The 20,854-nt window shown below is 41.3% G+C and carries 15 protein-coding genes; 5 read left to right on the top strand and 10 right to left on the bottom strand.

The window, feature by feature from the left end; all coding sequences use genetic code 11:
* The first annotated feature begins 387 nt into the window (after nt 1-387).
* Both B2R65_RS06540 and B2R65_RS06535 read left to right on the top strand, forming a co-directional pair.
* The gene (locus B2R65_RS06540) at nt 388-672 is read left to right on the top strand and encodes a hypothetical protein (protein WP_029772097.1); all 285 of its coding nucleotides are present in this window, start codon (nt 388-390) and stop codon (nt 670-672) included.
* Nucleotides 673-674: 2 nt separating this feature from the next.
* Entirely contained in the window at nt 675-1,571 is an 897-nt protein-coding gene (locus B2R65_RS06535; protein WP_029772098.1) for a TIR domain-containing protein, read from the top strand.
* A 232-nt stretch (nt 1,572-1,803) separates the two neighbouring features.
* Here the strand turns inward: B2R65_RS06535 and B2R65_RS06530 are convergent, their stop codons facing one another.
* From B2R65_RS06530 to prlC, 6 genes are all read right to left on the bottom strand, one after another.
* Entirely contained in the window at nt 1,804-2,808 is a 1,005-nt protein-coding gene (locus tag B2R65_RS06530) for a TniB family NTP-binding protein (RefSeq protein WP_029772099.1), read from the bottom strand.
* Entirely contained in the window at nt 2,805-4,646 is a 1,842-nt protein-coding gene (locus tag B2R65_RS06525; protein ID WP_029772100.1) for a Mu transposase C-terminal domain-containing protein, read from the bottom strand. The genes B2R65_RS06530 and B2R65_RS06525 overlap by 4 nt, the downstream gene beginning before the upstream one ends.
* Nucleotides 4,643-5,272, bottom strand: coding sequence for a TnsA endonuclease N-terminal domain-containing protein (locus B2R65_RS06520; protein ID WP_029772101.1), 630 nt, complete (start codon nt 5,270-5,272; stop codon nt 4,643-4,645). The genes B2R65_RS06525 and B2R65_RS06520 overlap by 4 nt, the downstream gene beginning before the upstream one ends.
* Nucleotides 5,273-5,510: 238 nt before the next feature.
* Nucleotides 5,511-6,266: a class I SAM-dependent methyltransferase gene (locus B2R65_RS06515; protein WP_286741719.1), complete on the bottom strand. Its 756-nt coding sequence runs from the start codon at nt 6,264-6,266 to the stop codon at nt 5,511-5,513.
* Nucleotides 6,267-6,316: 50 nt separating this feature from the next.
* Nucleotides 6,317-7,498 carry a response regulator gene (locus tag B2R65_RS06510; protein WP_286741718.1) on the bottom strand — a complete coding sequence of 394 codons (1,182 nt, stop codon included), beginning with the start codon at nt 7,496-7,498 and terminating at the stop codon, nt 6,317-6,319.
* 131 nt (nt 7,499-7,629) lie between these two features.
* Nucleotides 7,630-9,681, bottom strand: a complete 2,052-nt coding sequence (prlC, locus tag B2R65_RS06505) for an oligopeptidase A (RefSeq protein WP_286741717.1) — start codon at nt 9,679-9,681, stop codon at nt 7,630-7,632.
* Between the two features lie 226 nt (nt 9,682-9,907).
* On the opposite strand from prlC, the gene gorA reads away from it, so the two are divergent.
* The 3 genes from gorA to B2R65_RS06490 all read left to right on the top strand — a co-directional run bounded on the left by gorA (nt 9,908) and on the right by B2R65_RS06490 (nt 13,213).
* On the top strand, nt 9,908-11,269 hold the full coding sequence (gene gorA / locus B2R65_RS06500) for a glutathione-disulfide reductase (RefSeq protein WP_055254577.1): 1,362 nt from the start codon (nt 9,908-9,910) through the stop codon (nt 11,267-11,269).
* 313 nt (nt 11,270-11,582) lie between these two features.
* On the top strand, nt 11,583-12,167 hold the full coding sequence (locus B2R65_RS06495) for a hypothetical protein (protein WP_286741716.1): 585 nt from the start codon (nt 11,583-11,585) through the stop codon (nt 12,165-12,167).
* A gap of 209 nt (nt 12,168-12,376) precedes the next feature.
* Nucleotides 12,377-13,213 carry a mechanosensitive ion channel family protein gene (locus tag B2R65_RS06490; RefSeq protein WP_055254579.1) on the top strand — a complete coding sequence of 279 codons (837 nt, stop codon included), beginning with the start codon at nt 12,377-12,379 and terminating at the stop codon, nt 13,211-13,213.
* A 50-nt stretch (nt 13,214-13,263) separates the two neighbouring features.
* Here B2R65_RS06490 and tldD read toward each other — a convergent pair whose 3' ends face one another.
* The 4 genes from tldD to rng are packed head-to-tail and all read right to left on the bottom strand — an operon-like array spanning nt 13,264 to nt 20,853.
* Complete coding sequence (tldD, locus tag B2R65_RS06485) at nt 13,264-14,703, bottom strand: metalloprotease TldD (protein WP_286741715.1); 1,440 nt, start codon at nt 14,701-14,703, stop codon at nt 13,264-13,266.
* A complete protein-coding gene (locus B2R65_RS06480; RefSeq protein ID WP_286741714.1) occupies nt 14,700-15,527 on the bottom strand; it encodes a carbon-nitrogen hydrolase family protein in 828 nt (275 codons plus the stop codon). The genes tldD and B2R65_RS06480 overlap by 4 nt, the downstream gene beginning before the upstream one ends.
* A complete protein-coding gene (locus B2R65_RS06475; RefSeq protein ID WP_286741713.1) occupies nt 15,524-19,381 on the bottom strand; it encodes a YhdP family protein in 3,858 nt (1,285 codons plus the stop codon). Before B2R65_RS06475 ends, B2R65_RS06480 begins: the two co-directional genes overlap by 4 nt.
* Nucleotides 19,381-20,853, bottom strand: a complete 1,473-nt coding sequence (gene rng / locus B2R65_RS06470) for a ribonuclease G (protein ID WP_004585759.1) — start codon at nt 20,851-20,853, stop codon at nt 19,381-19,383. The genes B2R65_RS06475 and rng overlap by 1 nt, the downstream gene beginning before the upstream one ends.
* Between the last annotated feature and the right edge of the window lies 1 nt (nt 20,854).

Raw genomic sequence — 20,854 nt, 5'->3', positions numbered from 1 at the left:
ACGGTCAATGTCTGCTTTTCGCTCTTTTGAGGCATTCGCCTAAACACGTTTTGGGGCAGAAATGAGTTAAACCGGAAGGACAGCTTATGGCATTAAGTCGAACTTCGGCAAAGAGCGATTACCGGTCATTGAGATAGGCTAAATGTAATGGTTAACTGATTGATAAAAGTGCTCTTTGCTCATATATTCATGAAAATAAGCGACGGGCGTATATTGTTCTATTTAACTTTACTTTAAAGTTTTAAAAAACTTAGTGATAGTAATATCTTAGGTTATTTGTTAAAACTATATAAATAGTTAAATGAGCGTTAAGTCGGCAGAAATATGCTGCAGAGCGCGGCGTTAAAGCTCAAAGATGCACTGACACACCATAAACAGGAGGGAACCATGTTTAAAATTACTGGGCTTGATAAACTGCAGAAAGATCTAAAAAATGCAGAGCAAGCATTGAATGAACTAGATGGAGAGTTGGGCGTCGTTAACTTTGATCCTCATGATCCTGCCAGTATTGAGGCTGCCATCCAATCAGTTAGCCAAATTATTGATAACCGCATTGAACCTTATGCCAGTAGCCCTATCGTCGATTCGCTCACCGAACAAATGAAAGAAAGCTATAGAGAAACGATTCTTCAAAAGGCCGCTGAGGCCAGATTGCAACCTGACGAGAATTAGTGATGACCCAAGATATTTTCGGAGAAATTAACAACGCAATCCTAGACTTACAGAACTCGCAGTTGCAGACTTATGAACGCCCATTGAAAAAGCTAGGGCAATTGTTACGGCATACCGACCTTGAACCTTACAATGAGGAACTGACGGAAGGAGTTGACTTCGACGCTTTCATTGCTGAAAGCGAAAAAACTGGGGGCAGCATGGTCGGGAGTGCCCAACTTGCTTGGCCAGATGACCTCAAAAAAACGATGGGTTTAACATTGCTTCTTATAGATAAACTGGCTAATGACCCACGTTACGCTATCAACTTTAGTCATCATTTCTTCTACTCTGGAAATAAAATCATCGCTGGTATCCATGCGCTCACTGGGCAACTCATTATTCCCTTTGCGCGTGATTACAAGAACTATGTTCAATCGAAGGGGAGTATTGAAACTGTGTTGAAGCAACCAGTCTCACGAAAGGTGTTTATCGTTCATGGGCACGACAATGGTGCTCGGGAAACTGTGGCTCGTTTTCTGGAACGCATTGGTTTGGAGGCCGTTATTCTCCATGAACAGGCTAATCAAGGGAGAACAATTATCGAAAAAGTCGTTGCAAACAGCGATGTTGGGTTTGCGGTAGTCCTTCTCACACCGGATGATGAGGGCCGTGTAAAAGGAGGGGCACTTGAGCCTCGAGCTCGTCAAAATGTATTATTGGAACTGGGTTACTTCATTGGCCGCTTGGGCCGAGAAAAAGTATGTGCTCTCAAACGTGGTACGTTAGAAATACCTAGTGATTTCGCGGGTGTTGTATGGGAAACAATGGACAGTAGTGGCGGCTGGAAACAGGCTCTCGCGCGTGAACTCGAAGCGGCTGGGCACAGTATAGATTGGAACAAAGCAATGCGCGCTTGATGTGCGCACACCACAATCGAAGGCCCACTATTGCGGTTATTAAATTGGCGAGAATTTAATTGAGAAAGGATAGGAAGGCTATGGAATCGCGTCTTGCTTTTTCCACTTTCTTTTTGAATGATGTGGCACATATGCAACTGTCAGGCTTGATTTAATCACACGAAGCTAATCTGATGACTTATCCGTTTGAATCTCCGCTTTAACACCTTTAATCAGGCTAGGCTGGTTCGATTTACTTTACTATTATTGCAAACACTCGATCTGTGAGCATATCTTCTGGGTCTAATGCATTTGGGTTATAAGATGAGTTTTTGATTACCTCATAAATTTCAATATCTTTAATGTCTTGTTTAAAAGGATTTTTTGATTTTAGTTTTTCCTTATCATTAAAAAAATCAAACTTGTCATAAGCAGTAATAAAATGTTTATTTTCAAGATACTCATTACAACTTAGTGCTAATTTTAAAGCCTCCAACAGTAGATGTTTAAGAGCTCGATTCTCACCTCGACATGCAGCAAACAACGCTATTGTGGTATTTTTACTTTCAAGCTTAGGAGGTACATCAAATGGCATTTTCTTAGCTAACCCCATCAAATATTGGCGAAAGTACTTGCTGTCATTTTTTAGGCTAAAGTATTCAAGTTTTCTTTTTCTAACTAAGCGAGAAGCCCATTGAGGTTCTTCTGCTATTTTTGCAGCCCAAGGCATACCAACCAGTACTATTGGCACTTTGGCTTCTTCACTAATAAACTTTAACCCATTTGCAATTTGTTGTCGTTCTTGTACGCTTTTAAACTCTATTAACTCCTGAAACTCATTAATGATGAGTAGCTCTACTTGAGCTTTAATTAAGCTCTCTACAAGCTTTTTAGTAAGGTCTGTTTTGTAGCCTCGCTTTTTAATTTGACTACTTCCAAATAGCTCCAGATCTGCCAGCATTTGGACTAAAGTAGCATCTAAGCCTTTCCCCCTAGATATACGACTTACTAAGACTGGCATAGTGTTTCGACTATAATTCTGTGTAGCTAGAACTCTTTTTTTGTAGTGATTAATGGTATGACTTTTTCCAACACCTGTATCACCAATTAATAGCATACACTGTTGGTCTGACTGAAATTTACGGTTTAATCTTAATTCATCAAAGTCATTAAAAATTGTTTTAATTTGCGGGTGCATAACGATGCAATCGCTAAAGTTCCGTAACTTCTCTATCTGTATCTCTGTTAAGGCATTCATTCAAATGCCTCTAAGTCATCATCCCAGTCGTCAGAATTATCGTTACTTATATGTTTTTGCACAGGGGCTGCACTTTCTTCAGAGACCTTAATAGTGCTCGTTCCTGTATTACTTACATCAGCTATTTGAGCTTGCTTTTTAACAGCTGTTATCTTAGCTTTAGTTTTTGATTCAATGAAAACTTCTTGCTCTTGCTTTACTCGCTCATGAATAGCCATGCGTGCTTTCGCTAAGCCCAAACTATCTTTAGATTCCCGTATGACTTCCCTGTTAATTTTTTTTATTGTTTTATGCTCATAGATACTTAAACCATCCGTATAACCGGTAGGATCTGTACACGGTACTTCTAGATAACTTTCTAACTCTTCTAAATAAACATAAATTTTTGAGATGTCATCAGGATCGACTTTAATCAGTTTTTTTACAGTTTCTTTTGTTTGCGGATAATGTTTACGATAATCAGCCAAAGCTGTTGAGTCATACATTAACTCTTGATATTTAAACCCATTTCTCGTTAACGTTCTTGAGTCTGAGATGCGCATTAACATTGAAAAACGCGTTTCCTCCTCTTCATTCATGGTCAATGGGGGATATGCATCAAACCCTTGTTGCCAACGTTTAATTGGGATTCGAGTTTCACGTGAATTACTGTCTTGATGATACACATCCGCGATCCAGCGGTGAAATTCTTCAACAAAAGTTGAGAAGCGCATAATTGCATCTTTCTCAGGTTTATACTCTTCTTTTTCTAAAATATTTGAAAATGTCTTTCCTGGTAATTCAGGTAAGAAATATTCATTCATCACCCCAAAAAAACGCTCTATAAAGGGTTTTAGCCAAGGCTTGCGCACAGGGTTATATTGGATATTTATTCCTGCTGACTGACAAGCATGCTCTAAGTTTTTAGACCAAAACTCAGCACCATTATCTACAACTAAATTTTCAAATTTACCAAAGCAAGGCCAATCATTTTGTAGTTCTATATTCAGAGCATCAAGAGACTTTGGTTTAATCGCATGAGTAATAGCCTTAGCAGCAGATACGTAGGAAGGGGATTTATAACTAAGATGAAAACCAAGAACACAGCCACTAAATACATCAATAAGTAATGTTAGGTAAGGTCTTCCTATGGGAATAAGTAACTCATCATCAAGTAGGATTAAATCAAGTGGTGTATGATCAATCTCTACACGCTCTAATATTCTTGTCGGGGGTACGTGCGCAGCGCAGTAAGCAAACCATTGGTCTGCTTTAAATTTACCATGCCTTGCGACCGCGACCGCATATGGGGGTATTGCTTTGATTCTTTTATTAAACGCATTGTAGGATATTATTGGAATCTTGCCTTCGACAATACTCTCATTTTCAATAACAATAAGGTCTTTATAGTACTGATATGCAGTTGCTATAGTAGGTCTTTTAGCATCTAAAAATCGTTCTAATGCTTTATCAAAAAATTTATCATCCCCTTTTATACGGTTAGTTCTGTTTCCCATTTTGTGGTTTTTATCAGCAAGGGAGGCTATATCACCGTTGCTTTCGATATATTTTTTGCGCCAACGAGCAACAGTTCGCCAATTTGGCCGAACTACGTCACCTCCTTTAAAAAGCTCATCTAAAATAGGATCTAAATTTCGTTGGGTCCAGCCGCGTGAAAGTTTTTTATCTATAGTGCTAATTAGCTTATACCTTTGTAGTGCTTGGTTTTTAAAGGTATCTGAAAAGGTATCCAAATCACGCTGGATTAAGTTGGCATCATCTAATTTGACGTATTGTGTGGGCGTTTGTGGCTTTAATGGCACTAGTGATTCATCAAATTCATTAAAAAAGTCAGTCATGGTGTAGCCCATAATGTTGGATTATTAGTTAAATCATCACACCCTAGATCAGCCTTAACCAACCCTTTATGCATGAGCCCAAATAAAAAAGATCGTGTTTCACCAATTGGTATCCCAACCTGAGAGCTTATATCATTTAGCTTGATTACCCCTGATTTATGAATAAAACTGAGCAACTCTTTTTGAATGCCGCTGATACCATAAACACCTGAGTAGCGGTGTAATAACTTTAAGTTGTTTAATATTGGATTTACCCTAATTTGCCTATCAGTTACTAAAACAAGATCAATCCCCAATTTTAATGATGCAGCTCTTTTGGCAGCAAATTCAGCTCTAAATAGTGGAGAAGCAATTTTAGAATAGGGCTTATATTCGTGGTATTTTTGGGTTTTATCTGTATATGAAATCAGTGCATCTGGTGTGTAAGGTAAGCTTTTACCCATAAACTCATATTTAAAGCCTTCAGGCTGACTCCCAAAACTCTCTATCAAGTCGTTATATTCATGATGAAAACATGCATCAAACTCTAATGAGCTCTCACACATAACTACACTACTAACTTTAGTGCTCGCAAATTTAAATACATTTTTATTTGGAGATGGCTTTCTTAAGTTGCGTATATACATAAGTAAATTTTTATTATTTGAGTACACATACTATACAAATAAAAAGCCACTATGTCACACTATGGTTTAATTAATTCTTAAAGAATTGATTATAATGGAATTTATTTTTAGCATCATTTTTAATAAGGGGCTTTATGTCAGAGTATGACTTTAATTATGTCAAGGTATGGTTGTATTATGTCAAACTATGGTTGCAGCGACACTAGATCCTTAAAGCCGATCAACACGCTAAATACCGTTAAACCATGGCCGCTTTTACATACACATCAAAACGGTTCTTTTTTGTTTTAATTTGCATGCTGGGGGTTTGGTTGTTTAAAAATGGGGCGTAATCGGGGCGTTTAACTACCACACGCTTACTGGCAAGTGGGTAGGCGAATTCAAGTAAGTCATCGGCGTCGGTATCTGCGCCTACTAATGCCTTAAATACGCGCATTTCTTTTTTAACTAACGCTGATTTTTCTCGGTGTGGAAACATAGGATCTAAATACACTACATCGGGCATGCTCTCGCACTGCTCTAACAACGTGTGGCTTGAGCCAAAAACTAAGCTCATATTTTGCTGCATCCACGAACCAATCTCTGCATCTTCGTAAGCGCGTTTTAAGCCATCAAACAATAAAGCCGCTACCACAGGGTGGCGCTCATGCAGTATAACCTTACAACCAAGTGACGCTAGCACAAAGCCATCTCGGCCAAGCCCGGCGGTGGCATCAAGTACAACAGGGGTTGCGCCTTTATTTAACCCTACCGCTTTTGCGATTGATTGGCCTTTGCCGCCGCCAAACTTACGCCTGTGAGCAACTGCACCTGTTACAAAGTCTACGTTTATTGCGCCAAGTTTAGGCTCGTCGCTTTTTAAAAGGCTAAGGCCTTTATCGTCGTAATGCAGAGTAAAACCGCTACAACTTTGCGCCCATTGGGCTAAGTTAAAACGCGTTTCTAGCTCATTTAAATATGGGCGACACTCTTTAAAAGCACACTGAATAACCACTACACACTCCGACGAAAAATTTCAGCTGCAGTATAACAAGCGTTAAAGCACTAAAATAGCTCTATATCGCTTTGATGCGCAAGACTATGTGAGCTGGCCTCCTCTACTTTAGAGCGTAAGTTGCACAATAATTCGTTGCGGCTCTCGGTCACTTGTTTAAGCTGGTACTTTATAAACGCTAAATCACTATTTGCGGTTACTAGCAGCTGCATAGTTTCGTCTAATTGCGACATGTATAAAGTTAAATCAGCAGGATTGGCGTGTGCTTGCGTTTGCTTAATTGCACAGTTGAGTTCATGAAGCTGCTCTATAAACTGCCTTGTGTAGTCGTTTTGTACAACATTTTGGCTAGTAAGCTGCTTTACTATATCTTGCAAAGCAGTGCTAATTTGGGTGGCTTGTTCAAAGCTATTTTCGTTTCTTTCCATAGCAACGACCTTTTCGTTTGTCACTTCGAGTATGTGCGGGAATAAGTCTTTATAACGGCCGTATAAAGCACGATTATCAGCCGGCATATTTTTAATTAATAAAGATATTTTGGGGTAGTTAATAATGGTGCTGTTACCAATATCCACAAATCGACTGGCATTACGGTGCTGCTCTAAAAGCTCCTGCTCGAGCGGGCATACACCACTTTCTAAACTATAAAAATAGCTCCCCCCTTGATACCAAAACACAATAACCACGTCTAAATTAAACGGGCTAAAAAAGGCAAGCAAGTGCTCGCTTAATGACTGAAAGTTATGAGAGTGATAGCTTTGCCCCACAAACCTAACAATACGCCCCATATCCCCCGACTCCGCCAAGGCCATTGCGGCGGTATCTTGCGCTTTAGCTACATCAAATTTTAGCTTTTCACATTGCTGCCGGTACTCATAAAGCACTTTAATGCGTGCCATTAGCTCTTCGGTGTTGAAGGGTTTTATAATGTAGTCAGATGCGCCTACGCTGTAGCCTTTTACTCTATCGTTAAGCTCCACCTTAGAGGACAAAAACATAACGGGTATATCGTGTGTTGACTCATCTTCTTTTAGTGCTTGGCATACTTGGTAGCCGGATTTACCGGGCATTTCTATATCAAGTAAAATTATGTCGGGCGTGTGCTTTTTGGCTAGCTTAAGTCCTTGTTCGCCACCTTTAGCGTGAATAAGCTTACAAAAGCCCGCTAAAGCCTCTTCAATAATTCGATGAACATACAAATCGTCATCAATTGTTAGTACCAACTTTGCCATGCCCTAGTCCATTTTGCTGCGTATACACAAAGCATAGTACGGGAGGTTAAAATTACTAAAAACAATTGGCCAATATATTAAAAAACATAAAAAAAGCGCCATATAGGCGCTTTATAAGGTTAAGTAGTTGTTTATGCAGCTATACCACTGTGACGCAGTAGCGCATCAACATTTGGCTCGCGACCTCGGAACTTTTTAAATAACTCCATAGGTTCTTCACTGCCGCCTTTTTCTAAAATATTTTCTAAGAAGGCTTTACCTGTTTCGGCGTTAAAAATACCGTCTTCTTCAAATTTAGAAAATGCATCGGCAGAGAGTACTTCAGCCCATTTGTACGAGTAGTAACCGGCGCTGTAGCCACCTGCAAAAATATGACTAAAGCCATGTTGAAAACGATTAAACTCAGGCGGGTTAACCACCGACGTGCGGCTACGTACGTCGTTTAAAATCGCTTGAATTTGGCACTCTTGGTTTGCCTGATAGTCGTGGTGGATTCTAAAATCGAACAACGAAAACTCAATCTGACGCAGCATTTGCATGCCAGAATTATAGTTTTTAGCAGCCAGTAGCTTATCAAGTAGCTCTTTTGGTAATGACTCACCACTTTCAAAGTGGCCTGAAATAAAGCTCAGCGCTTCTTCATCGTAACACCAGTTTTCTAAAAATTGGCTTGGTAGCTCTACGGCATCCCATGCAACGCCGTTAATACCAGCAACAGGAGCAGCATCAACTTGGGTAAGCATGTGGTGTATACCATGGCCAAATTCGTGGAAAAGCGTGGTTACTTCGTCATGTGTAAATAGCGCCGGTTTGTCGCCTACCGCTTTATTAAAGTTACACACTAAGTATGCCACGGGTGTTTGCAATTCGCCGCTGGCGCGTACTTTACGCCCCATACAGTCATCCATCCACGCTCCGCCACGTTTGCGCTCGCGTGCATATAGATCAAGATAAAAACGACCGCGCAATGTGTTACTGCTATCAAAAATTTCAAAAAAGCGAACATCGCTGTGGTAGCTATCAAAGTCGCTTACTTCTTTTACCTTAATACCAAAAAGGCGGTTAACGGTTTCAAATAAACCGCTAAGTACTTTATCTGCAGGGAAATAAGGGCGCAGTACTTCATCTGAAATTGCGTATTTTTCTTGCTTGAGCTTTTCGCTGTAGTAACCAAAATCCCATGCTTGAAGCTCAGTAATACCATGGTGTTGCTCAGCATAGGCTTTTAGTTCTGCCACTTCTTGCTCTGCTTGAGGCTTAGACTTAGCGGCTAAATCTTCTAAAAAGGAGAAAACTTGCGCTGGCGACTCGGCCATTTTAGTTGCTAATGATTTTTCAGCGTAGTTATTAAACCCTAATAGCTGCGATAGCTCATGGCGTAGTGCAAGCTCTTCTTTCATAATGGCTGAGTTATCAAACTCACCCGCATTAGGGCCTTGATCTGAAGCGCGCGTACAAAATGCCGTGTAGGTTTCTTTGCGCAGTTCGCGGTCATCTGCATAGGTCATTACCGGTAAGTAAGACGGAAAATCAAGCGTAAATACCCAGCCGTCTAAACCTTTGCTTTTAGCTGTTTCGCTAGCAAGCGCTAATGCCGACTCTGGCAAGCCTGCCAATTGGCTTTCATCGGTAATGTGTTTATGCCATGCAAGCGTTGCATCCATTACGTTGTTACCAAATTTAGAGGCTAGTTCAGATAAACGCGTGCTAATTTCGCCGTAGCGCTTTTGATCTTCTGCTGATAATGCAATGCCTGAAAGTTTAAAATCACGTAGAGCGTTGGTGATGGTTTTTTGCTGCGCAGTGCTGAGTGTTTTAAATTCATCGCTGTTATAAAGTGCATTATACGCTTCGTACAAGCCTTGATGTTGCCCGACAAATGTTGAGTACTCAGATATAAGTGGTAAACATTGCTCGTAGGCTTCACGCAGCTCGTCGTTATTCATGACTGAATTAAGGTGCGATACCGGTGAAAACATACGCGAGAGTTTATCGTCGGCTTCTTCAAGGGGTAATACTAAATCGTTCCATGTAAACGAGCCTTTCGCTAACACGTCATCTATGGCTTTACGACATTGCTCTATACCGTGCTTTAGTGCCGGTACTACGTACTCTGGCTTTATTTTTGAAAACGGGGGTAAGCCTTCTAGGCCAATGAGTGGATTTGTTTGTGCTTCGCTCATGAATTTTCTCAATTTAATTGACTATGAATTTGAAGTTGGGGCAAAACGGTGAAATACAAGCCTCCATTAATGGGTCTAATATAGCTTAGGATGAAACTGATCGGCATAATAAACAATTTCGTTTGTTGTATTTATCAGCTTTTTAGCGCGCCGCGCTGGGTGACTTGCACTTAGCATATGCTATCATCGGCACATTATAGTTAAATATATTTTTTGAGGATAAAACATGGCTCAGCATTTTGATTACATTGCGATTGGTGGTGGTAGTGGCGGTATAGCCTCTGCTAACCGTGCGGCAATGCGTGGCGCTAAAGTAGCGCTTATCGAAGCAAAACACATGGGCGGCACCTGTGTTAATGTAGGCTGTGTGCCTAAAAAAGTAATGTGGCATGGCGCACAAGTTGCTGAAGCAATTAACTTATATGCACCTGATTACGGCTTTAACGTAGAAGTGAAAGACTTTAACTGGAGCAAACTCGTTGAGAGCCGCGAAGCGTACATTGGTCGCATTCATAAAGGATACGACAACGGTTTAGCGAACAATGGCGTAACCGTAATTAATGGTTTTGCTAAATTTGTTGATAGCAAAACCGTAGAAGTAAACGGCGAGCATTACACGGCTGATCATATTTTGATTGCAGTAGGTGGACGTCCGCATACTCCTAATATTCCAGGTGCTGAGTACGGTATAGACTCAAATGGCTTTTTTGAATTAACAGAGCAGCCAAAGCGAGTAGCGGTAATTGGCGCAGGCTACATTGCTGTAGAACTTGCCGGTGTACTGCATGGTTTAGGCACAGAAACTCATTTATTTGTACGTAGACACGCGCCGCTTCGTAATTTTGATACGCTACTGGTTGAAACCCTGGTAGAGATCATGAAAAAAGAAGGCCCAACACTGCATACCGAATGCTCGCCTAAAGAAATTGTTAAAGAAAGCGATGGTAGCTTAACCATTCATTTTGAAAATGGTTACAGCCAAAATGTTGACCAAGTAATTTGGGCTATTGGCCGCGAGCCAAGCACCGACGTAATTAACATTGCAGCAGCAGGGGTTGAACTAAATAGCTCTGGTTATGTAAAAGTAGATGAATATCAAAATACAAACGTACCTGGTATTTATGCTGTAGGCGATATTATTGAGCACGGTATAGAACTTACGCCTGTCGCTGTTAAAGCCGGCCGTACCCTATCAGAGCGTTTATTTAATAAAGACCTACCTGATGATTTAAAAATGGATTACAGCCTTGTACCTACTGTGGTATTTAGCCACCCACCTATTGGTACTATTGGTGAAACCGAGCAAGAAGCTATTGCTCGCCACGGCGAAGAAAACGTAAAAGTGTACAAGTCGGGCTTTGCCGCTATGTACACAGCCGTTACACAACACCGCCAACCGTGTGCAATGAAGCTTGTATGCGTAGGCCCTGAAGAAAAAGTAGTTGGCTTACACGGCATTGGTTTTGCCGTTGATGAAATGATTCAAGGCTTTGCGGTTGCTATGAAAATGGGCGCAACTAAAGCTGATTTTGATGCCGTTGTTGCTCTGCACCCTACAGGCTCAGAAGAGTTTGTGACGATGCGCTAGGCATATTCTGCTTATAACGTTAAAAGCCCTTACTATGTTTTAGTAAGGGCTTTTTTATGCTTAACGCATTTAACCCTAGACAGCACAACTAATTAACTCAACTTATTACAAAAAACACATCATAAATACATAAAATAAAAACATAACCCATTAATTTAACAGCAAAAAACTTAGGCCGATAAATATATAAAAAGTTTCTATAATGTTTTGGCTTTTAGCCATTTTTATAATTAAACTGCCGCGCATTGTTTTCTATTTGAGCTTTTATATGTTTTTACTGCGATCTTTTATTTACTTATTATGCTTAGCAGGTGTGGCTTTTTTAATTCAGCTTGAAGGTTTTGATTTACAGCAAAATGCACTTTACAGTGAAGAAACACTAACCGAACACATGCAAGATATTTTAACGTTTTTAAGTTGTATGCTGTTTTTCTACGCCTCACGTATTCACTCTGATCTTAAAATAGCCGCGCTGTTACTGGCTGCTTTGTCGGCTGCTATGTTTGTTAGAGAATTTGACACCTACCTAGATATGTATGTATTTGATGGCGCATGGCAAGCAATTGTATATACGCTGTTAGGGAGCGTACTACTTTACTTAAAAGCCCAACGAGGCTTTATTTACAGCTCGTTAAAAGCCTATTCGCAAACACCGAGCTATGGTATTTGCCTATCTGGCTTAGTGACCTTACTCGCTTTCTCGAGAATGATGGGCAAGGGCGAGTTTTGGCACTCAGTTATGGGAGAACAATACGTTCGGGTCGTTAAAAATATTATTGAGGAAGGCATAGAAACCCTAGGTTACACGCTTATTTTTATCGCTGCCATTGAGCTTGTATTGTTTTGCCAAAAACACGCTAAACACACGCAGGTCTCTATTACAGAGCAAACAGCCTAGCTGCTAAGTAATACCGGTTTAATTAAGTATTAGCCATTCTAGCGTACAAGATAAAGCGCTAACAGGGTTATAACGCTATTCAGCTATTGCTATAAATGGCTCATAACTTAATACAATTGGTATAAGTGATTTTATGTAGCTTAAATTTGCTAATTGGTTTGATTACTCAATATACTTAGCGTGCCTATTGCTACTCGTATTTGGAAGTTATGATTAAAGACATACTCATGCACCCTTTTTTAGTTTCTGTGCTCGTGCTTGCCATTGCATTTGTGCTTAAAGTACTGGTTGATAAACTAGCAAGAAACCGCGCAGAAAAAAAAGAAAAAGACATTCGTTACATCACTCATAACATTAAGCACTTTATTAATTTTGTTATGGTGTTGTCGCTGCTATTTGTGTGGTCGACCGAAATACAAAATTTTGCGCTGTCTATTGCTGCGTTTGCAGTGGCTATAGTGCTTGCAACTCGCGAGTTTATACAATGCGTTATTGGCTTTTTTTACCTAGTTACCACCCGCCCGTTTAGAGTAGGTGATTGGATACAAGTAGGTGACTATTTTGGCGAAGTAGCCGAAACAGACTGGGTAAAAACCACCATGCATGAAATAGACATGCACACTTATCAGTTTTCGCGCAAAACAATTTATATACCAAATAATAAGCTGATCACCAGCTCAATTAAAAACCTTAATTATGTAAAGCGCTTTGTTACTCATCATTTTACTATTGTACGCAGAGAGAGCTTTAACCCTTATGTTATTCATGACGAGTTAGTCAATCAGGCAAAGCTGTACTGCGAAGAGTTTCACGATGTAGCAACACGTTATAATTCGATGATAGAGCGTAAACTCGATGCAAAAATTTCAGGTCCGGCACCGGTTATTCACTTTGGTACTACGGAGCTTGGTGAGTTTAAAGCAAGCTTTACGCTATTTTGCCCAACCAACAAAGCACTTGAAATAGAGCATAAATTAACTGAGTGTTTTATGGCTTTGTGGTACGAACAGGCGAAGAAGAACAAAGAAGAGCAAAGCGAGGCGTAAACCTCGCATTGGTAACCTATAGAGCGCGAATTGCTTCGCGCTTTATTGTTTTATGCGGTGCCACCTACTGTAAGTTGGTCTATTTTAAGGCTTGGTTGACCTACCCCTACAGGAACGCTTTGGCCATCTTTACCGCAGACACCTACGCCTTTATCAAGGGCTAAATCGTTGCCTACCATAGAAATATGCTGCATCACCTCTGGGCCATTGCCAATCAGTGTTGCACCTTTAATTGGCTGGGTAATTTTACCGTTTTCAATTAAATACGCCTCTGATGCGCTAAATACAAACTTACCTGAAGTAATATCTACTTGGCCGCCACCAAAGTTTGGTGCAAATACCCCTTTTTTAACTGAGCTTATAATATCGGCTTGGCTATGCTCGCCCCCTAACATGTAGGTGTTGGTCATACGCGGCATAGGTAAATGCGCATACGACTCACGACGTGCATTACCCGTTGGGTTTACACCCATTAAACGCGCATTGAGCTTATCTTGCATGTAACCTTTTAAAATACCGTTTTCGATAAGTACGTTATAAGCTGCAGGTGTGCCTTCATCGTCAACGTTAAGTGAACCGCGACGATCGGCCATGGTGCCATCATCAACTACTGTACACAGCTCAGACGCTACTTTTTGCCCCACTTTACCGCTAAATGCCGAAGCTCCTTTACGGTTAAAGTCGCCTTCAAGGCCATGGCCTACCGCTTCGTGTAAAAGCACGCCAGGCCAGCCATTGCCTAACACAACTTCCATTGTGCCAGCTGGTGCATCAATTGCCTCTAAGTTTACTTTAGCTTGGCGTACAGCTTCTTCGGCAAAGCCCATCCAACGTGGCTTGCCTTCAACTAGTTCTTTAAAGTAACCATAATCTAAGCGTGCGCCGCCCCCTGCACCACCGCGTTCACGGCGGCCATTTTTTTCAAGTAAAACGGAGCAGTTTAAACGAATAAGCGGGCGTATATCGGTAGCAAACGTGCCATCGCTGGCAGCAATTAAGACCTCTTCGTATACAGCCGACATTGAACTAATTACTTGTTCAGCATCAGGGGCGAGTTCGCGTATGTAGTTTTCAAGCTCACGCAATAAACTCACTTTATCGCTGTCACTCATGCTTGAAATTGGCTGATGCGGGGCAAATTGCTCTTTTGCTTTCACATCGCTAAATACTTTAATGGTTTTATCTTCGCCTGCATCGGCAATGCTACGAGCTGCCGTTGCGGCTTTGTTTAACGCTTCAAGGTTAATGGCATCAGAGTAAGAAAACCCTGTTTTTTCACCACTAACGGCACGAACACCTACTCCGCGCTCAACATTGTAAGAGCCTTCTTTTACTAAGCCGTCTTCAAGCACCCATGACTCATGATGGCTTGATTGAAAGTATAAATCGGCGTAATCCACTTTATGCTGATGAATATGCCCAAGCGTTTTTTCGAGTTCTTCTCGATTTAGCTGGCTGTCGTGTAATAAATGCTGTTCAACCGAATTCATAATAAATGCTCTCTAAATCGTTGATGAGATTGCACGGGCATATCTCTTCTAATTTTATTTAACTGGTTTAGGTCGGCGTAACCGCTTATAAACCCTACCCCACTTTCAAGCGTTGCTATTTGCTCGCCCCACGGTGAAATAATAATACTGTGTCCGTATGTTTGGCGGCCATTTTGATGCGTTCCATACTGCGCCGCTGCAATAACGTAACATTGCGTTTCTATTGCGCGTGCTTTTAATAAGGGCTGCCAATGTGCCTGCCCAGTAGGGACTGTAAAAGCACTGGGCACTAAAATTATTTCAGCCCCTTGGCGCGTAAGTGCGCTAAATAATCCGCTAAAGCGCAAATCATAACATATTGTTAAGCCAATTTTACCAAACGGTGTAGCAACAACCACCACATCATCGCCAGCCTGAGTAAAGTCTGACTCTCGATAGCTGGCGGTTTTATCGGCCACATCAACATCAAATAAATGCATTTTATTGTACGTGGCTACGCATTCACCTTGGCTATTAAATAAGTGCGAGGCCGCAAAGTATTTATTATTTTTGTGTGGCTCAGGGATGGTGCCCGCATTTAGCCAAATATTATGCTTTTTACACAATGCACTTAATTGCTGTTTATAGTGTGTAATACGTTTAGCAACCGCTAGCGTATCATGGCCACTTTTACTAAATACTAAAAACGCCTCGGGTAAACACACAAGCATAGGCCTGGCTGCGGGGAGTTTATTTAACGCCTCGCCAAGGGTTGCCATGTTGTCGTCGGGGTTGGTGCCTGAGCACATTTGCAAAGCAATTATATTGGCGTTTAGCATACTCATTGTGTTGCTGTTACCGCGGCATCTTTAAGTGTGAGTGTGCTGGCCGCTTGCGGCTGATTTTGCGCAGCTTGCGGTAAGGTAACTTCCTTACTTTTACGCTCAAGCTCTTGTACCACAGGGTCATTCATTTTGCCGGTTACTTTAAAGTTAATTTCGGAGATCACCCTTGCTGAGTGAATAACCTTATCAAGCGCTAAAGCGGCAAGCCCTGTGACGGGATTAACCATCCAAGCCACAATAACCGGAATACTAGATGTTACTTGTGGTGCCACTGCTAAATCGTAATCTATTTCAAGGGTGTTTAAATTAGCATAGCCGTTAATCGTTAAATCGGCTGGCACGCCATCCATTTTGGTATCTTTTGTGTAGGCTATACCTTTATCTAGCTGCATAGAGCCTTTTAAGCTGTTGTAAAAAAAGCCTTTTGAAAATACATCTCTAAAATCGAGTTTTAATTTACGCACTAGCGAGTCAAGGCTAAGTAACGAAAACACACGTGCCCCACCATCACTTATTTCAGCAATGTGGCCTTCGCCTAAATCCCACTTAACTTCACCGCCCAAACTTGGTATATCAAAGTCATACGGGGCGCCTTGCCAAGCAAGGTTGTAGTTAATATCGGCTTTTGAGTCTTTTATTGCGGTGGTGATATCAAATTCATCAAATAGCGCGCCTATATCGTCACTTTTAAGTTCACCATTAAATTGCGTAAAGCCACCTTGCCATTGCCCTTTGGTACGTAAAATATGGTCGCCCTTATCAACCACAAGCTCAGAAATAGTGAGCTTGTCGCCTTCACCGACCAGCGAAGCGCTCACTTTATCAAGCTGATAACTTGCCACTTTACAATCTGCACATTCAAATTCAATGGCAGGTACTGTGTTAAGCCACGCTAGGTTTTGCTCTGGCAGTACATCGGTGATCTCAAGATCTTCTTCTACTTTAGGTGCAAAGTTAAGTCTTAAGTAATCGCTACTTATACGTATCGGCTGGCTTGGCTGAGAGCTGGAAATAAACACGTCAGCACGCAGCTCTTTGGCATTAATTTTTAAATATAAGTCGTTTTGCTGGGGCGCTAAGCGCATTTCAAAATCGTTAAAAATAATGTCGCTAGCATTAACCTTGTCAATATGCGCAACCACTTCATTTAATGGCGGCATAATACCCTCAGACTGCTGGTTTGGCTTAGCTTGAGCGGCTTTAATTATTTGGTCTATTAATTCAAACCATGCTTCTAGTTGCGTTTGTTCAAGGTTAATATTAACGCTTAAATCTTTTTGATTTAGCCCTAAATCTTGCTCACCAAGTACAATATGCATATTACTAAATTGCGGCTGACCGTTTTCTAAAATCGCATTAAAATATAGCTGCTGATTAGCATTAGCCGTAATAAGATTTGAAATATCATCGCCTTGCACTATGCCCGTAAACGGCCAAACCTGTTCACTTGTTTTGCCATAGGGCGCTGGTAGCATGCTCGTTAACCCTCGCAGCTCTGAGCTTACCTGAGCGCGGTAATTAAAGCCTTGCTCGGTAAAATTAAGTGTAAGGCCTACATCAACTTCACTTTGCCCACTCAGGTACCCTTTCAGTACACCTTGCGCCTGGGTTGTTAGTGTATCTGCATTTAGTAACGCCGTTATATCAATATTAGCGGTGTACTGCTGTGCTTCGCTTGCACTATTATAGTTAATGCTAAGCGGCATACCCAACCATGTAGCGCTGGCGTTTTGCATGCTAATTGTATCGTTTTCAAAGTTGAGCTCGCCGCTTAGTTTTTCAAGCGTAATGCCTGGGGCCGCAATATAAACAGGCAAATCGTTTAGTTTTACTTTGCCGCTTACACTGGCTCCACCTTTAAATTTAGAGCCAATTAAAAGAGTTACGCTTGCATCGGCTTGACCTTTACCTTGCACCACTTCAAAAATATTGGCCAGTGGGTTTGCAATGGGCGTGGCTGCAAAAAAGTCATGCAGTTTTTCCATTTGCGCGCGTTTATCTATTTGTACAATGAGTTCATCAGCGTGCATTAAATCGGCAATACTCACTTGCACGCTATCGCCTACTTCTAAATTAACTAGCTGGCCTTGCTGGCTATAAATATCCATTCGCTCGTTGGCAAAGTGCAACTGCACATTGGCGTTAGTTACTGCCGGCCAATTGGGGTCAAACGCGTATGTTGCATTATCTATTTGCGCGAGTACATCAAATTGGCCGCTGCCATCGGTGAAAGGAAAACCTGAAAGCGGGCCCGCAAATAATACTTGCGCCTTAGCCACTTCGCCCCCTTTTATTGCGCCATTTAAGTAGCTTACAAGTTGAGGGCTCATTGCCTTTAACGGAAAGTAGTGCCCAGCTACTGTGGCATCCTCTGCATAGGCTTCTGCGTATAGATCTAAGCGAGGATCGTCGCTAAGGCTTACATTTAGCTCAGCCGCTAAGGTAACTTCGTTATTATCAAACCAAATATTATTACTGCTTACATTCCAGTAATTATCTGTTTTTGCTAAATCCAGATCGATATTAATTTGGTTGTAATCAATATTTTTACTGAAGCTGTCGCCGGTTATTAAAGTCCCATTTTCGCCAAATAGCTGCACTCGCCCGCGCTGCTGATTTATAAGCCCCGAGACTCTAAGCGCCTGCGCTGCAGGAATACCAGACACTTCTTGCCAGCCAATATTATTAGCTGAAAACCATAACTGCCATTGCTCATCTGGATTAAGTTCTAGGTAGGCTTGATCGATAAAACCACTTGGTTTGCGGTTTAAAAGTGGCTGTAATGCTTCAAAATTAGTTAACGACGCCAAGTTACTCAGTAAAGAAAGATCAACCTGCTGCAGCCACACTTTATTTTGCTTACCTAAGTTTGCCTCAAATTCTAGACTTGGCCAGGTTGTGTCGTTATTACTAAATGTTAGGCCCGTGCTTTTTAAGTGCCAAGCGTTTGCCTCAGGAAATAAATGAAATCCTCCTTCGCTTAAGCTTACTTGTTTAGCTTGTTGGTTGTTTTGCCAGTGCACAAAGCTAGGTAACCACTGCATTTTTACATCGCTGATAAAACCATTTTCGAGCTTAAGCCAAGACTTTAAGTTTATGTCTGTGTAAAGCTGTTGTTTTTCAGTATTAATATATTGCGCCAACCAATTAGACACATCTACGCTATTTGCTTGTACGTAAATGTCACCCGCAATTTGCTCTATAGTTTTGCCACTAAGTGCGATACGAGCGTCAAAGCTACCCACACTAATGCCGGGCAAGGCGAGGCTGCCGCTTCCTAAATGCTGTTCATCTTGGTTTTGCCATACTATGTTTTCGAGTAATAGTTTGCGCTCTCTACCGTCTTCTAAAATAAAATTAATACTCGAATTTTCAATAGCAAAATGCCCTGTCTCTCCTAAAAACAGCTCTTCAATTAGCTCTTTTTGTTCAAACGAGACATCATCGTTATTGGTGTTATTAAATAAATTTTGAATATTTACACTGGTATGAAAGCCATTAATAACAAAGTAATTAGACTTTAACTGAAAGGCTTTAATGCTCTCCCATAGGTTAAGCTCTAAGCTTGTTTTGGCAATAGTAAGCGATATAGGCGCAGTTTCGTTATCCTTAAAAGAGAGCTCTTCTAATACCAAGGCAGGGCCGGCGCCATGCCAACTGGCAGAGATTGCGCCTATAGAAAGACTAATGGCAAATTTATCGTGCAGGTAGGTTTCTATATCGCCTTTGTAGTCGTTTGCATAAGGTAGGGTGTACTTTAAAATAGAAACAATCACGGCCAGTAATACTAAAATTATGGCGCAGGTTTGCCATAACTTTCTAAAACAAAAAAAACAGACCGCTTTCGTTTTCATTACATCATTACCACATCAAACTGCTCTTGGCTGTATAGGCTCTCTGTTTGAATATTGACCTGCTTACCAATAAATAGTTCAAGTTCGGCAAGGTTATGATACTCATCATTGAGTAAGGCTTCACTTACTGCGGGCGCCGCATACACCATGAATTTATCGGCATCGTAAGCACGATTAACGCGCACTATTTCACGCAGTATTTCATAACATACGGTTTCGACTGTTTTTTGTGAGCCACGTCCAGAGCAAGCCGGACATACATCACACAAAATATGCTCAAGGCTTTCGCGGGTGCGCTTACGGGTCATTTCTACTAAGCCTAATGCGCTTAAGCCATTTATGTTGGCTTTTGCACGGTCTTTAGATAGTGCTGACTCTAGAGAATGTAATACTCTGCGTTTATGATCTTCGCTGATCATATCGATAAAATCGATAATAATAATACCGCCTAAGTTACGCAGGCGTAGCTGCCTAGCAATGGCTGATGTGGCTTCCACATTGGTATTAAAAATGGTTTCTTCTAAATTACGATGCCCTACAAATGCACCTGTATTCACATCAACTGTGGTCATCGCTTCGGTTTGGTCAATAATTAAATAGCCGCCCGACTTAAGCGTGACTTTACGATGCAGTGCTTTTTGAATTTCGGTTTCAACGTCAAATAAGTCAAAAATTGGGCGCTCACCTGGGTAGTACTCAAGTGCTTGCGAAAGCAAAGGCACAAACTCTTCAGTAAACAGCTTTAGCTCTTGATAGGTTAGCTTAGAGTCAACCCTAATACGCTCCATATCTTCACCTACGTAGTCGCGCAGGGTTCTAAATGCAAGCGTTAAGTCTTCGTGTAATATACTGGCTTTATTGGTTTTTTTACGACGTGATACAATTTTTTGCCACAGTTTTCGTAAAAATTCAGCATCGTGTCTTAGCTCCGCTTCACTGGCGCCCTCTGCTGCTGTACGAACAATAAAACTGCCATTATCGTCGCCGTATTCTGCCACTATTTTTTTAAGTCGCGCACGCTCTTCTTCGGTTTCAATACGCTGACTAACACCTACATGCGTAGCGTCTGGCATAAACACTAAATAGCGAGAAGGAATAGTGATATCGGTAGTAAGCCTTGCTCCTTTAGTGCCTAGTGGGTCTTTAACCACTTGCACCATAATGTATTGGCCTTGGCGTACTAGCTCACGTATGTCTTGTACTTTTTTGATCGGCTCGTCGTCTACGCCCTCAACTATTGAGGCGCTATTGACTATGTCTGATGCATGCAAAAAAGCGGCTTTTTCTAGGCCTATATCAACAAAAGCAGCTTGCATGCCTGGCAGTACGCGGCTTATTTTTCCTAAGTAAATATTGCCTACGATACCTAGGTTGCCTATGCGCTCTAGTTGAATTTCTTGTAATACACCGTTTTCGATTAGGGCAACACGGCTTTCACTTGGCGTGACATTTATTAGTAATTCTGTACTCATG

Source organism: Pseudoalteromonas sp. UBA2102 (assembly GCF_002331165.1).
In the GTDB taxonomy this organism is placed as follows: Bacteria; Pseudomonadota; Gammaproteobacteria; order Enterobacterales; family Alteromonadaceae; genus Pseudoalteromonas; species Pseudoalteromonas atlantica.
This window is presented reverse-complemented; position numbering and strand designations above follow the sequence as displayed.

Coding starts and splice junctions, on each gene's coding strand:
- rng (WP_004585759.1), bottom strand. CDS start 20,853: ATGAGTACAGAATTACTAATAAATGTCACGCCAAGTGAAAGCCGTGTT.
- B2R65_RS06510 (WP_286741718.1), bottom strand. CDS start 7,498: ATGGCAAAGTTGGTACTAACAATTGATGACGATTTGTATGTTCATCGA.
- B2R65_RS06480 (WP_286741714.1), bottom strand. CDS start 15,527: ATGAGTATGCTAAACGCCAATATAATTGCTTTGCAAATGTGCTCAGGC.
- B2R65_RS06535 (WP_029772098.1), top strand. CDS start 675: ATGACCCAAGATATTTTCGGAGAAATTAACAACGCAATCCTAGACTTA.
- B2R65_RS06525 (WP_029772100.1), bottom strand. CDS start 4,646: ATGACTGACTTTTTTAATGAATTTGATGAATCACTAGTGCCATTAAAG.
- gorA (WP_055254577.1), top strand. CDS start 9,908: ATGGCTCAGCATTTTGATTACATTGCGATTGGTGGTGGTAGTGGCGGT.
- B2R65_RS06530 (WP_029772099.1), bottom strand. CDS start 2,808: ATGAATGCCTTAACAGAGATACAGATAGAGAAGTTACGGAACTTTAGC.
- B2R65_RS06475 (WP_286741713.1), bottom strand. CDS start 19,381: ATGAAAACGAAAGCGGTCTGTTTTTTTTGTTTTAGAAAGTTATGGCAA.
- B2R65_RS06540 (WP_029772097.1), top strand. CDS start 388: ATGTTTAAAATTACTGGGCTTGATAAACTGCAGAAAGATCTAAAAAAT.
- prlC (WP_286741717.1), bottom strand. CDS start 9,681: ATGAGCGAAGCACAAACAAATCCACTCATTGGCCTAGAAGGCTTACCC.
- B2R65_RS06520 (WP_029772101.1), bottom strand. CDS start 5,272: ATGTATATACGCAACTTAAGAAAGCCATCTCCAAATAAAAATGTATTT.
- B2R65_RS06490 (WP_055254579.1), top strand. CDS start 12,377: ATGATTAAAGACATACTCATGCACCCTTTTTTAGTTTCTGTGCTCGTG.
- tldD (WP_286741715.1), bottom strand. CDS start 14,703: ATGAATTCGGTTGAACAGCATTTATTACACGACAGCCAGCTAAATCGA.